This window comes from Cupriavidus sp. GW823-FHT07A04, assembly GCF_058794615.1.
In genome coordinates, this window is record NZ_JBXAHA010000012.1 from 80,300 (window position 1) to 94,615 (window position 14,316).

Consider the following 14,316-nt stretch of genomic DNA (forward strand, 5'->3'; position numbering starts at 1 on the left):
TAGCGTGCCGCCGCCTTCATCCGCCTGGAGAATCCTACTGCAATTCAATCAGAAGCTGGCCAGCGCGCACCTGAGCGCCTGGTTGCACGAGAATCTCCTTCACCGTCCCACCGACTTCCGTCACGACGCTTGTCTCCATCTTCATCGCCTCAATAGCAGCGACGGCTTCGCCCTTGGCAACAACTTGTCCGACCCTGACGCTGACAGTTATCACGGCACCTTGCATCGGCGAGCCAACAAGCATTGGATTGCCGGCGGTGGCCATTCTCGCCCCCGTGGCAAGCTGACCAGCCTCTCGCTTGCTGGCACGAACCGGGCGCGGCTGACCGTTGACGTCAAAGAACAGGCGCACGCCGCCTTCACCGTCCGGCTCGGCCTGGGCGTTCAACCCAACGAACAGCGTCTTGCCTCGCTCCAGGTTCACCGCAATTTCGTTGCCGGGTGTCAGTCCGTAGAAGAAGACGGGGGTGGGAAGGATTGAGACATCATCGTAGTGCTCGTGATGTGCGCAGAAGTCCTTGAAGACCTTGGGGTACATGAGATACGACGCCAGGTCATTGTCTGAAATTGGCCTACCCACCTCACGCTCCGCCTGGCTGCGTGCTGCTTCCAAGTCCACAAGTGGGATGTGCGCGCCGGCACGACCAACGATTGGCTTGGTGCCCCGCAGGAATTTTTGCTGGAGAACTACTGGGAACCCATCGGCTGGGTACCCCATCTCTCCACGGAGCATTGAGACGACAGACTCCGGTACCGAGATTTCCTTTGTCGGTTCAAGGATATCGTCGGTGGACAGCTTGTTGGCGACCATGTGAAGCGCCATGTCTCCTACAACTTTCGAAGATGGCGTGACTTTGACGATATCCCCAAACATCACATTGACATCAGCATAAGCCTGTGCGACGTTTGGCCATTGCGCCTCGAGGCCCAGCGACCGAGCCTGCTCTCGCAGATTCGTATACTGCCCGCCAGGCATCTCGTGACGGTAGACATCTGAGGTGCCTGCCCGCATTGCCGCCTCGAAGGGCTCGTAGTTCTTGCGGACGGATTCCCAGTATGTACAGACGGACTGCAGGTCACGATAACCGACAGCTGGCCTGCGCGCACTATGCTCGAGGGCCGCGCAAATGGCACCCAGGCTTGGCTGGGACGTCAATCCGCTCATGGAGTCCATCGCTCCATCGACTGCATCCACCCCCGCCTCCACGGCCGCAAGCACCGACGCCACTGATGCCCCGCTCGTATCGTGAGTGTGGAAGTGAATGGGAATGCCCACTTCTTCCTTCAAGGCCTTCACCAAGGCAAATGCTGCCTGCGGCCTGCAAACGCCTGCCATATCCTTGACCCCCAGAATATGCGCGCCGGCCTTTTCCAACGACTTGGCCAGGTCAACGTAGTAGCGAATGTTGTACTTCTCGCGCGAACTGTCAAACAGATCGCCGGTATAACAAATCGTGCCTTCGCAAAGCGCTCCAGATTCGAGGACGGCATCCATGGCCACTCGCATGTTTTCGACCCAGTTGAAGGAGTCGAAAACCCGGAAAAGGTCAATCCCTTCGGCAGCAGCGCGTTTGACGAAGTACTGCACCACGTTGTCTGCATAATTCGTGTACCCAACAGCATTGGAGCCGCGCAGCAGCATCTGGAACAGGATATTGGGAACAGCGGCACGAAGCGCCTCAAGGCGCTGCCAGGGGTCTTCGCGCAGGAACCGCATCGCTACGTCGAACGTAGCGCCACCCCAGCATTCCATTGAAAAGAGCCCCGACAGCTGGCGTGCATAGTAAGGCGCAATTGCAGTCATGTCTTGCGTGCGCAGCCGCGTCGCCAGCAGAGACTGGTGAGCATCGCGCATGGTAGTGTCGGTAAGCAAGACGCTCGCGCTGTCCTTCATCCACTGGGCGAAGGCTTTGGGTCCAAGCCTGGACAGTACAGTCCGACTTCCCTCCGGAATCTCATCACTAACTGCCTTCGAAGGAAGCGGGTGCGACAAGATGATGGACTTGGGAACGAGGCGCCCCTTGACATCGGGATTCCCGTTGACGTTGACGTCGGCGATGAAGTTCAAAAGCTTCGTCGCGCGGTCTCGGCGCTGGCGGAAACTGAACAGCTCCGGGGTATTGTCGATGAATCGAGTGGTGCAGCGTCCCGAGCGAAATTCTTCATGTTCGATCACGTTTCCCAGGAAAGCAAGGTTGGTAGCTACGCCACGGATCCGGAACTCACGCAGTGCCCGGCTCATGCGCTCGTTGGCCTCATTGGCATCCCGACCTTTGCACGTCACCTTGACGAGCAACGAATCGTAGTACGGGGTCACAACGGCGCCGGTGTACGCCGTACCCGCATCCAAGCGGATCCCGAAGCCTGCAGCACTTCTATAGGCAGTCACCTTGCCGTGGTCAGGTGCGAATCCGTTCTCCGGGTCTTCGGTGGTCACTCGGCACTGAACAGCATGTCCGCGCAGCTTGATACCGTCCTGGTTTGGCACCCCCGACGAGGCGTCACCGATGCTCGCACCTTCTGTGATGCGAATTTGGGCTTTCACAATATCGACACCCGTCACTTCCTCGGTCACAGTGTGCTCGACTTGTACCCGGGGATTTACCTCAATGAAGTAGAACTCCTCGGTGTCCGCATCCATCAGGAATTCCACAGTGCCGGCATGCGTATAGGACACCGCCTTTGCAAGCTTCAGAGCCTCGCCGCACAAGGCATGCCGCGTAGCCTCATTCAGGTAGGGTGCGGGCGCTCGCTCCACCACCTTCTGATTTCGACGTTGCACCGAACAATCGCGTTCGAACAAGTGAACGATGTGGCCGTGGGTATCCCCGAGAATCTGGACCTCCACATGTTTCGCTCTCACGATGAGCTTCTCGAGGTAGACCTCATCATTGCCGAACGCTGCCTTCGCTTCGCGGCGGGCAGCGGTGATCGCGTCTGCCAACTCTCCTTCTTGTTGAACTGCTCGCATACCCCGACCGCCACCACCCCAGCTAGCCTTCAGCATTAAGGGGTAGCCGACAGCTGCCGCCATCTTACTGGCGTCCGCAATGTCATTCGGCAGGGCATTCGTCGCAGGAACCACCGGTACACCCACGCGCTCCGCCAACGCCCTTGCGGCCACTTTGTTGCCTAGTTCCCGCATCACCTCTGGCTTCGGGCCGATGAAGGCGATACCTTCTTGAGCACAACGCTCGGCAAACTCCGGATTCTCGGACAGGAATCCGTAGCCTGGATGGATAGCGTCTACACCAGTTTCCTTTGCCACCCTCAGAATGTCGTCGATATCAAGGTACGCATCAACGGGCTTCTTTCCCTCGCCAACGAGGTAGCTCTCATCGGCCTTGAAGCGATGCTGTGCAAACCGATCCTGGTAAGAGTAGATGGCTACGGTACGGATACCCAACTCACTGGCGGCGCGCATCACGCGGATGGCGATTTCACTCCTGTTTGCGACTAGGAGACTGCGGATTTTCATCATCGTGGGGGCCACTTGGTAGTTGAGAATGTTGGGGTGAATGTTTTCAGTCTGGCTGCTGACCGGCCCGCGTTAGCAGGTCCACCGCACGCGCAATGACCGGTGCATCCACCATTTCTCCGTCGAACTGGAAGGCACCGGGACTGGTCTTGGCTTGCTCCACGACCTCCTTTGCCCAAGCAAGCTCGGCTTCCGTGGCCCGATAGGCACTGTTCACCCCGGGGACCTGTGCTGGATGGATGCAGAGCTTTGCCCCGAATCCCAGTCGCCGACCGCGCTCAGTCGCCCGGTGAAGTTCGTCGATATCGGAAATAGATACCGTCACCCCGTCCACCGGCGAAGCAATCCCCGCAACCCGCGACGCCAAGACGAGCATCGAACGAAAGAAGAGCAGTTCCTGGTCGTCACCCTCGATGCCAAGCTCAGTCCGAAAATCTACGGTACCGAACACAAGACGCTCGACCCCGTGCGCGGCCGCAATTTCCCTCACATTGGCCATGCCCTTGGCGGTCTCGATAAGCGGAAGCACCCCGACGTCCGGAGAAAGATGCTTCACCACCAGTGCAATATCCGCTGCGCTTTCCGCCTTTGGCAGAATCACACCACGGACTCCGTTTTTGCGGCACACCTGGACATCGTCCTCGAACCATTGCGTCTGCGTGGCGTTGATTCGCACCATCCCAGAACCGCCGCCTGCCAGGTAGTCCACCAGGAGATGCCTGGCCCGGCCCTTGTCCTCAACCGAAACGGCATCCTCAAGGTCAAGAATGACAACATCAGCACCGCAGGCTTGGGCTTTTGCAAAGCGCTCGGGACGATTGGCCGGCACAAAGAGATAGGAACGAGCAGCGTTGTTGGTTGTCATTTGTCAGCTTCTAGTTAGCAAGCGCGTATGCCTCCTCTCGCCCGCGAACGCAGCGTGAAGAGGTTGTGCGAATTGAGAGAGCCGCGTCAGTTCGCGGTGAAGCGCGAAGTCAGATTGCGCCTTCGCCGCTCAAGCGGGAGACGTCATCGCTGGTGTAGCCGAGCTCACGAAGAATGCTCGCGCTGTGCTGGCCAAGCGCGGGGATTGCATCCATCCGCGGTTCGAACGATTGTGGCATCCCAGGAGGGAGCAATGCCGGAATGACCCCCACCGGCGATTGGACCGAAGTCCAGCGCTCCCGCGCCTTGAGTTGCGGGTGATTCCAGACATCCCCCATATCGTTCATTCGCGCGTTGGCAATCTGTGCGCGCTCCAGGCGCTCCACTACCGCATCAATAGTCAGCGAGGAAAATGCACTGGTGATGAGCCCCGCAAGCTCCACGCGGCCCTTGCTACGCAGTGAGTTCGAGGCGAACCGCTCGTCAGTCGCAAGTTCGGGCTGCTCAAGGACAACCCGGCAGAAGGCATCCCATTCGCGCTCATTTTGAAGCCCGAGAATGATGGTCTTTCCGTCACCAGCCGTGAACGGCCCGTAAGGAAAGATAGTTGCATGCGACGCGCCTGCCCTCGGCGGTGGCGTGGCACCGTCAAAAGCGTAGTAGAGCGGATAGCTCATCCATTCAACCATGCTCTCCAGCATCGATACGTCAATATGCGCACCCTTAGCGGTCTTGCCGCGCCGCAACAGCGCAGCAAGGATGTTCGTGTATGCGTACATGCCAGCTGCGATGTCGGCAATGGAGCAACCCGCTTTCGCGGGGCTCTCCGGCGTGCCGGTGATAGAAACGAATCCTGACTCGGCTTGGATGAGGAGGTCGTAGGCCTTCTTGTCCCGGTAGGGGCCGTCGTTGCCATATCCGGAAATATCGCAGACGATGATGCCCGGGTAGCGTTGCGAAAGTGCCTCGTATGAGAGGCCGAGGCGATCGGCAGCACCCGGAGCGAGGTTCTGGACCAGCACGTCCGCCTTGTCGAGGATTTTCTGGAGAATGGCTGGTGCTTCGCGGTGCTTGAGGTCTAGAGCGAGACTCTCCTTGGAGCGGTTCGTCCAGGCGAAATGCGACGACATGCCATCCACGCGCTCGTCATAACCCCGAGCGAAATCGCCAACCTTGGGCCGCTCCACCTTGATGACCCGGGCGCCTAGGTCGGCCAACTGGCGGGTGCAGAAAGGCGCAGCGATTGCATGTTCTAGAGAGACAACGGTGATGCCATCAAGGGGACGCATAGCAGCCTTAGTAAGAAAGTACATCGCCTGCCATGCCGTCGTAGCAGGAACAGGCGAGAGAATTTGGTGCGCGACAGCCGCTCGATAAACTGGAAGTTGCCACGCGAAGCCGGCACATCTTGTTTCACCGACAGGCAGCAGGCATCTGCTGCTCTAGGAAAGGGGCGGCATCTCCGCGCGTGGTGATAGTCTCGCAGCGCGGAGACACACGGTAAATCTCGATTTCTCGAACCACTCGTTCGCCTCCGCCGAAAGCAGCGCTTGGGCTAACTGCCAGTTCATCCTCCTGGTGAGGATTCCTCAGACAGAGTTTGCGACATAAGTGACGCCTTGTTACAGTGACGCCGAAGGAGTATCCATGCACTTTGATTTCGCCGACCTCCGGCTGTTTGCGCGCATCGCCGAGGAGGAAAACCTTTCTCGCGGGGCTAAAAAGGCATTTTTGTCCCCAGCTGCGGCTAGTGCGCGGCTGAAGGCGCTGGAAGAGCAGTTAGGAACCCGCCTCTTCTATCGTGAAAGCAAGGGCCTAGCCCTGACCCCCGCAGGTGAGCGTCTGCTTCGGCATGCCCGGGTCATCGAGCGCCAGTTCGAGCACGTGCGCAGCGACTTCGAGGAATTTTCCAAGGATTCAGTTGGTCATATACGTATCTTTGCGAATACGACTGCAGTGACGGAATTCATGCCCGAGGTGCTTGCTCGCTTTATGGCCGCTCGGCCGGCAGTCACGGTGGACCTCCAAGAGCGCCTCACGCGAGACATCATTCGAGGCGTGCTGGACGGTAGCGCCGATTTGGGAATCATCTCTGGACCGCTAAACTCGGAGGGCCTTGAGGTCGTCCATTTCAGTACGGACAAGTTGGTGTTGGTGACTCCTGCCGAGCATCCCCTGCTTGAAAGGCCAAACGTTTCGTTTGTTGACACACTAGAGTATGAGCATGTAAGTCTGCATGAGGGAAGCACACTTCATGCGTTCCTTACCGACCTCCTCCGAGGCGAGCGACGCAAGCTGCAAATTCGAATTCAGATTCGTAGCTTTGAGGCGATGTGCCGGATGATAGAAGCCGGAGTTGGCATTGGTATCGTTCCGCTATCTGCGGCACTACGCCATCGTCAGACGATGAAGCTGGAGATTCTGGAACTCGACGACCCATGGGTCATACGCGAGCGCACTGTGATGGCTCGAGATTTGGAGGGGCTTCCTGGGTGCGCGAAGGCCCTTATTAACGAGCTCATCAAAGTCGCGGAGGCCGCAGGGGGTAGTCCACGTGGAAGCGTGGCCTGACGGGGGCGTGGGTCTCGCCTAGCTGCAGCATTCCCGGGCGGCTCGCACCATCCCGCTGGTGCCCAGCAACTGATTGGCGACCACGAGAAACGCCGGTCCATCCCAGTGGCAAAAATCAGCGACTCCATGTCACCAATGGTCGGCACTGCTTTAGATCTTCGGTCTGTGCACTAGCAAGGGGCTCTATGCGGGACAGCCGTCACAGTGAGAAGGCCTCCGGGCGACAATCTGATGGCGCGGCGGCTCAATCTTACTAAAGAAGGGGATGTCCTCGCTTTGGACGCTGCAGGCGAGCTGACGAATGCAATAGTCCGTGAGCGTATTGATCTACGACTTCTGTACGGGTCGCGCGGCCCCGTATCCAATTACGTTCCTTGGAGGAACCAGGGAATACGGCGCTGAGCGCAGTTGGCAGAGAACCTTGGTGCGCAACGAATATGCGGTCTACGACAGCGTGTTGCAAGCCCACCCAGGACGCGTGGCCGCTGGATGCCGGCGCATGCCCGACGCAAGCTCGACGAGTTGCTACGAACCTGGGCAACAGCACGGTCGCGCCAGAGGCACTGAGTCGCATCGCGCAGATCTATCGCCTGGGGCGGGAGCTGGCTACGCTGGGCAGTGAGTAGCGGCTGGCCAGGAAGGCGCAGCGATGCACAGCCGCTGTGGGAGCAACTGCGTGCCTGGCTGCAAATGGAGCGATCTCGCGTGCCCGATGGCAGCGTCACGGCCAAGGCGTTGGATTACTGCCTCAAAAACTGGGCGACGCGGACGCGCGACCCGCTCGATGGCGAGGTGAGCGTGGAAAACAACAGCTTCGGGAACCTGATCCGTCCTTGGGCGATGGGCAGGCGTGCCTAGTTGTTCGCCGGCAGTGAATTGGCCGGCCAGCGTGCCGCAGTCGTGATGAGCCTGGTGCAATCCGCCACGCTCCATGGACATGATCCATGAGCCTACCTCAACGATGTATTGACCCGCCTGCCCACACGCCTGAACAGTCGTATCGACGAACTGCCTCCTCACCACTGGCGTCCCACGCGCTGAGCGCATTCGCTTCACTCACAAACGTCCGTCCGCCGACAAGGTGGGATGACGGGACGGTTACCCTGCAGCTTCTCGCGGCCGTAGCAGGAGCTGGCCTCGTCGAACTGGGTGAGGGTGCGGAAACGCTTGAACTGTGGCTGCATCTGGGCAGTCTCGCCACCCCACTGATGATGATGGTGCTTTCGCCGCGTGCTCAGTGGTGGCCCCTCTGCTCCAGCGCGATCCTTTCAAGCGACGGCGCCACCAGTTCTGACACCACCTGGCCGCCGGCCGGGATCTTGGTGTCTCTCAGCAATGATTTACGGCGGATCATGGAGGTCCAGCGCTTTGACTGCGGCAGCCTTGAGAATGCTCGCCTCAAAGTACTCGGAAACGATCAGCTGCGGACGTCCGACCTTGACCGCCGGCTACAGGACCGACAGTATGTCGCGAATGCCGGAGTATTCTTTATCGACACGACATTATTGAATCACATTATTTCAAAAAACAACGACAACAGCACACCAATCAAATATAACAACTTCCATTACATAAATAGATATAACCTCAACATGATCAGAAAAAATTAAATCCAATCCATTGATTGCAATGCGTAGTTAGTATATAATAATTAAATTTAGGAGAAAAAATGAAAAGCAACGATAACTATATTGAGTCCGCATCAAGAGATCTACAGGAGCTCGGCTTTACCGATTACGAGACAAGGGTATATATTTCATTGCTGCAGGAATCGCCCGCCACGGCTTACGAGATTGCGAAAAAAAATACTTTACCACGTGCAAATGTCTATACCGCACTCGAAAATTTGGAGCGAAAGAATGCGGTCCAGTGCATAAGCCACGATCCCGCCCGATTTGTTCCGATCGACCCGACTGCCATGCTCGATCGCATCTCTCGGACAGTCACCGCACGATGCTCTAATTTGCAGGAGCGCCTTGAAAAACTTAAGGTCGCAGAACCTATCCACTACGTATGGAATATCAATAACCATACTGAGGCACGTGTTAAAATCTCAGAGCTAATAGCTGGCGCACAGAAGCATATCTGGATCAAGGCACATCATACGGAGCTTGAATCATATCGCGATTCATTGATAAAAGCAGCAGATCGAGGAGTTTCTATTATGTTGATTCTTTTTGGTGAGACGGAGGAAATCGCACGCTATCAATTCTCAAAGAATTGCCATGCCTATGCGCATGAAGGTGATGGCAGAGTGGTCGGATTTGGAAGGTATTTAATTACGCTTACCGTTGATTTCGATCAGGCATTGATTTTTAACATGAACGATGAGTCCGGGGCATACACACAAAGCGCGCCTATTGTGAACATCGCTGACAGCCTGATTCGGCACGAGATTTATTTAGCGGAAATATTTTCTCGTTTCGGCGATGAACTTGATAAGCATTTTGGCCCAGCTCTTTTATCCTTGCGCAAGAAGTATCTGCCGACCAATCAAGTCAAAGAGCTGGAAGCCCGACTGAAATCCAAACGATAGCACCGCAGGCCTCGCCACAGTGGCGGCTTCTGCAGTGCCCTCTGCTCAACCGGCAAGCGCCTTCTTTCCTGCCGAATCGCCTGCAATTCTTCCAAATACCGAACCTGCGGTAAGACCAGTGCCACCCGGATAGTTATGGTAGAACAACCCACCCACTAGTTCGCCAGCTGCAAAAAGACCGGGGATGATGTTGCCGTTGGTATCCTCTACCTCGCCTTGCAGAGAGATCTTCAGCCCCCCAAAGGTGAAGGTCACGCCGCACGTAACGGCATACGCCTCATAGGGCCCGGAATCCAGGCGATTGGCCCAGTTGGATTTTTCAATCGCCAACCCTCGAGTGCCGCGCCCATCCTTCACTGCAGGATGGAATGGCACGTCAGTCATCACAGCGTTGTTGTAATCGGCAACGGTCTTCAGGAATCCTTCCGGATTCACCCCATCCAGCTTCTGCGCGAGGCTTTCCAGGGTGTCGGCCTGTACCCGAGTAACCTGGCGGATGCGGTATTCATCGCGCAGCTTTGGGCTGATCTTAGCGTCGAACACTTGCCAGGCAAACATACCAGGCTGCTCCAGAACAGCGCGCCCGTACTTGGCATAGGTGAAATTGCGAAAGTCGGCCCCTTCATCGACAAAACGCTCACCGCGAGCATTAATCATGATCCCCAGTGGGTAGCTGTGCTTCTGATAGCTCTCTCCAACAACGAGATCTCCAAATGCGGGGGCATTCAGATCCCACCCTACCGAGTGGCAGCCAGACCAGTGTCCGTATGGCATAGCACCCGCCTTCAACGCCATCGTGATGCCTCCGCCGGTATTGAAACGGGTACCCCGCACCTTGGCGAGGTCCCAGTTCGGGCCGAGATACTGGGCACGCATTGCGGCATTTGATTCGAATCCGCCACACGCCAGGACCACGGCCTTGGCAGGGATTTCATAAATCTTCCCACGGCTGCGGATCTTCACGCCGGCCACGCCATGTTCGTCCTGCAGCAGGTCAATTGCGGCCGAGTCATAGAAGATCTGGATACCTTCACGCCTGGCGGCTTTGTGTCCCAACTCCACCAACCCCTCGCCTCCTCCCCAGGTTTCCACTGCCAGACCGCCCCAGAATTTGAACTTTCCATCCACTTTGAATGCCTGCCGCCCGAAGCTGGCCTGAAAGCGGACGCCTTTTTTGCGCATCCACACCAACGTATCGAGGCTATTATTCACAAGGGCTTCTGCGAGCTCAGGATCCGTTCGATACATTGTCAACCGGGCCATATCGTCAAGAAATTCCTCTCGCGAATAAGAACCGAAATCTGCGCTCTCAATCTCGGCTGGCGTCAGATCCGGTACCAATTTTCGTAGATCCTCTACGCCGGAGAAGGTTACGCGCATTGCGCCGGCGGTATAGCGGCTATTGCCGCCGCATTCATCACTAGGCGCCGACTCCAGCATGATGACGCTGGCGCCTGTCTCTCTTGCAGCGAGCGCTGCGCAAGTCGCCGCATTGCCAGCACCAACGATAATCACGTCCGGTGTTCCGAAGTCATGTTCCATTTTTTTCTCCGAATGGCGAGCCAACATTAAATAGTCCGCGCGGATTTTACTTGTTGGACTAGATCTGGAATGACATTGAATAGGTCATCCACTATCCGATAATCCGCGACCGCATGAATCGGGGCATCTGGATCCTTATTGACCGAGATGATGATCTTACTGTCCTTCATCCCAGCAAGATGCTGGATGGCACCGGATAAACCGACTGCTATATAGACCTGCGGAGCGACGATGCGGCCAGTTTGTCCGACTTGAAAATCATTCGGGGCATAGCCGGCATCAACCGCGGCACGAGAGGCTCCCAACGATGCGCCGAGCATGTCGGCCAATGGCTCGAGAACCGTCCAGTAATTCTCTGACGAACCCAATCCGCGGCCACCAGACACGATGATCCGCGCATCGCTCAAATCGGGGCGCTCGGACTCCTTGATGGAATTGGAAATAAAGCGGGCCAGTCCGAGATCCGGGCCCGGGGGCAAAACTTTGATTGGCACGGCGGGTTGTTCTGCAGCCAGGGCGGGAAATGCGGACGGACGAATGGTCAGTAGCTGAATTGCTTCCTTGCAACGCACACGACACATGACGCTCCCCGCATAAATGGGGCGGATATATGTGTCAAGCGCCTCAATCGCGACCACATCGGAAATCTGGGTAACATCAAGCAACGCTGCAGTGCGCGGCAATACGTTCTTACCCGTGGTGGAGGCGACGCCTATGACATGGGTATAGTCCTTTGCGATGCTCGCAAGCAGGCACGCCACGTTTTCCGCAGTGGCCCCGATATAGTGGGGCCCCTCAACTGCGTAGACTTGGGCCACGCCGGAAATGACCGCGGTTCGAGCCGCAATTTGCTCTGCGTCTTCATGCGCGACAACCAGAACATCAATCGGAGCACCGAGGAGCGCGGCAGCCGCGACCGCGTTTTTTGTCACCGCGCACAGCGCCTTGCCGTCGTGCTCAGCCAGAACGAGGGTTCTCATCCTAATGCTCCTATCTCATCTTTCAGACACTCAAGCAGTTGCGCCGCATCGGCCACCGTAGTACCGGCAGCAGTGCGTCCAGGCGGATCAAAGACGGCCAGCACCTCTGTGCGTGGCCCGGTGTCGACGCCATACGTTTGTACGTCTATGACATCGACCCTCTTTTTTTTCGCCGCCATAATCTGAGGCAGTGTGACGTAGCGTGGTGACTTGAGCCGCAGATCGGCCGTCACGACCGCGGGCAGGGTCAGCGAAAGGCGTTGCAACCCCCCATCGATTTCACGAGTGACCGCCAGTTCAGCCGACTCGACGCCAAGATCACAGACGAACGTGGCCTGCGGCCACGACAACAAGCCGGCGAGCATCTGGCCAGTCTGGTTGCAATCATCATCAATCGCTTGCTTCCCAAGAATAACAAGGTCGGGCTGCTCTTCGCCAATGACCTTTTCGAGAATCTTCGCAATGATCAGAGGTTCCGCTGTTCCGGGCATCTCCACCAGGACGCCACGGTCAGCGCCCATGGCGAGGGCATTACGCAAGGTATCAATCGCGCGGGACACCCCCACCGTCACACAGACCACCTCATCGGCAACGCCCGCTTCCTTAAGTTGTACGGCCTGCTCTACCGCAATCTCATCAAACGGATTGAGGGTCATCTTCAGATTCCCGAGGTTTATGCCGCTGCCATCGGGCGCCGCACGAACGCGAACATTGGGATCGACAACCCGCTTTATGGCCACGAGTATTTTCATGAAAATTCAACTGCCACTGGCTTTGGTTGAAAGGCTGCAGCTCGGCGCATCAAAGATGCACCGAGCCGCTCGCTTATGCTGTTTGCAAAGCGGGAGTTTCGTCCTGTGCCTTGAGATCCGAAAGGATATTTCCGACCGACTTCTCGTTCTCCAGATTCATCAGCGTATCGGACAGTGAGTTACCCGCGTCTTTGGACATACGTACCATTTTGACGAGGCCCGTGAACTTGTCTGCCAACTCATCATCGCGCAGGGGATTGGCCGGCTCGCCCTTCGGCTCTGGCTGCTCCCGGCGCAGGGTCTTGCCATTCTTCATGACCAGATCCACAGCCGCTTGGCGCCCTGTCAGCCCGTACGCTGCCTCTGAGATCAGCGTGGTCCGCTCAGCCGCGGCCGTATGCACGTCGCTAGACTTGAAGCCGTCCCAGTACTCGCGCAAGCCGTTGCGGCCACGGTCCAGCGCTAGGGCAACGCCAAACTGCGTGCTTCCCATCGCGGCATTTAGATTGGGAGCTTTTGGCTTGGAGGCCTGCCGGATAGACAATTCGCACATGTGAACCTCGATCGTTTCCACGTCCGCAAGACGGACGCCGTCTTCGTGGAAGAACTGCTGTGCCAGATCGATGGGGCCGTGGGCGTATCGGCATGCTGCATGCGGTTTGAAGCCGACTTCCATGATTGCGAACTTTGTGCCCAGCCCGTCCAGGAGATCGGTAACGCGGATGTCCTCACAGTAGGCATTGAAGAAGCCTTCTCGACCTTCCAACGCCTTCTTGGGTCCGGTGAAGCCGCGGCTGACCATAACAGCGGCCATGGTGCCATTGAAGGCCGATTTGCCGGGGCTGAACGGCTTCGCCATGCAAGGATCATCCAGATAGGATTGGATGCCGGCCGCTTGCATAGCGGCCAAACCGATGGCTGACGCGATGCCATCGACGTCGCAGCCCAGCAGTTTTGCACCTGCGGCGGCGGCCCCCAGCAACGATACCGTGCCCGTAGTATGGAAGCCGCGTTGGCGGTGGCCTGGGTTGATTGCCTTGGCAATACGTACCGCCACCTCGTAGCCGCCCACCAGCGCCAGAATGACGTCGCGACCGCCCTTGCCTTGGCTTTCTGCCAGCGCCATTAGCGAGGGAACCATGACGGAACCAGCTTTGATCAGGCCTGAGCCGTGGGCGTCATCAAGTTCAACGCCGTGGCCCATCATGGCATTGCACATTGCGGCCAGCGGCGCCGGGGCCTTGAAGCCATACCCTACAACCGTGCTCTCGCCCTTTCCACCCCACTCTTTCACGATGGATACGACGTGACGGGCGGGATCGCTGATGGCCGACGCCGCAATTTGGTTACCCAGACCATCCCGGATAATCAGTTTAGCCTTGTGAACCACGTCTGCGGGAAGTTGCTCAAACTTCAGGTCGTGTACAACTTGGGCAAGGCGCTTGGTGAGTCCTTCCAGAGCTTGCGAGGTTTCCTGGTTCATTGTCATGACTTTACTCCTATTTGATTTGGACGGCGTAGCGTTAACTACTACTAAAAAAATATTGATAAAAAAAACCGCCATCAGGCGAGTGGTACTAACGGGCGGCCAAG

At 57.3% G+C, this 14,316-nt stretch carries 11 protein-coding genes; 4 read left to right on the plus strand and 7 right to left on the minus strand.

The features are described 5' to 3' along the window. Positions 1-34: 34 nt before the first annotated feature. From AC1Q7Q_RS21315 to AC1Q7Q_RS21325, 3 genes are all read right to left on the minus strand, one after another. Positions 35-3,481, minus strand: coding sequence for a pyruvate carboxylase (locus tag AC1Q7Q_RS21315; RefSeq protein ID WP_492374873.1), 3,447 nt, complete (start codon positions 3,479-3,481; stop codon positions 35-37). 43 nt (positions 3,482-3,524) lie between these two features. After that, positions 3,525-4,343, minus strand: a complete 819-nt coding sequence (locus AC1Q7Q_RS21320; protein ID WP_492374872.1) for an HpcH/HpaI aldolase/citrate lyase family protein — start codon at positions 4,341-4,343, stop codon at positions 3,525-3,527. A gap of 109 nt (positions 4,344-4,452) precedes the next feature. Continuing rightward, positions 4,453-5,631: a CaiB/BaiF CoA transferase family protein gene (locus tag AC1Q7Q_RS21325; RefSeq protein ID WP_492374871.1), complete on the minus strand. Its 1,179-nt coding sequence runs from the start codon at positions 5,629-5,631 to the stop codon at positions 4,453-4,455. Between the two features lie 358 nt (positions 5,632-5,989). Here AC1Q7Q_RS21325 and AC1Q7Q_RS21330 point away from each other — a divergent pair, with 358 nt between their 5' ends. The 4 genes from AC1Q7Q_RS21330 (at position 5,990) to AC1Q7Q_RS21345 (ending at position 9,449) form a co-directional block, all read left to right on the plus strand. Next, positions 5,990-6,913: a LysR family transcriptional regulator gene (locus AC1Q7Q_RS21330; RefSeq protein ID WP_492374870.1), complete on the plus strand. Its 924-nt coding sequence runs from the start codon at positions 5,990-5,992 to the stop codon at positions 6,911-6,913. A 618-nt stretch (positions 6,914-7,531) separates the two neighbouring features. Continuing rightward, positions 7,532-7,771: an IS66 family transposase gene (locus AC1Q7Q_RS21335; protein WP_492374869.1), complete on the plus strand. Its 240-nt coding sequence runs from the start codon at positions 7,532-7,534 to the stop codon at positions 7,769-7,771. A gap of 86 nt (positions 7,772-7,857) precedes the next feature. Then, a complete protein-coding gene (locus tag AC1Q7Q_RS21340; protein WP_492374868.1) occupies positions 7,858-8,523 on the plus strand; it encodes a hypothetical protein in 666 nt (221 codons plus the stop codon). 59 nt (positions 8,524-8,582) lie between these two features. Next, positions 8,583-9,449, plus strand: coding sequence for a TrmB family transcriptional regulator (locus AC1Q7Q_RS21345; RefSeq protein ID WP_492374867.1), 867 nt, complete (start codon positions 8,583-8,585; stop codon positions 9,447-9,449). A 45-nt stretch (positions 9,450-9,494) separates the two neighbouring features. Here the strand turns inward: AC1Q7Q_RS21345 and tcuA are convergent, their stop codons facing one another. The 4 genes from tcuA to AC1Q7Q_RS21365 form a co-directional block, all read right to left on the minus strand. Continuing rightward, the gene (gene tcuA / locus AC1Q7Q_RS21350) at positions 9,495-10,991 is read right to left on the minus strand and encodes an FAD-dependent tricarballylate dehydrogenase TcuA (protein ID WP_492374866.1); all 1,497 of its coding nucleotides are present in this window, start codon (positions 10,989-10,991) and stop codon (positions 9,495-9,497) included. Between the two features lie 26 nt (positions 10,992-11,017). Further along, complete coding sequence (locus tag AC1Q7Q_RS21355) at positions 11,018-11,971, minus strand: electron transfer flavoprotein subunit alpha/FixB family protein (RefSeq protein ID WP_492374865.1); 954 nt, start codon at positions 11,969-11,971, stop codon at positions 11,018-11,020. Beyond that, the gene (locus AC1Q7Q_RS21360) at positions 11,968-12,723 is read right to left on the minus strand and encodes an electron transfer flavoprotein subunit beta/FixA family protein (RefSeq protein WP_492374864.1); all 756 of its coding nucleotides are present in this window, start codon (positions 12,721-12,723) and stop codon (positions 11,968-11,970) included. Before AC1Q7Q_RS21360 ends, AC1Q7Q_RS21355 begins: the two co-directional genes overlap by 4 nt. A gap of 73 nt (positions 12,724-12,796) precedes the next feature. Further along, positions 12,797-14,212 (minus strand): MmgE/PrpD family protein, encoded by a 1,416-nt coding sequence (locus tag AC1Q7Q_RS21365; protein ID WP_492374863.1) that lies wholly within the window; start codon positions 14,210-14,212, stop codon positions 12,797-12,799. Between the last annotated feature and the right edge of the window lie 104 nt (positions 14,213-14,316).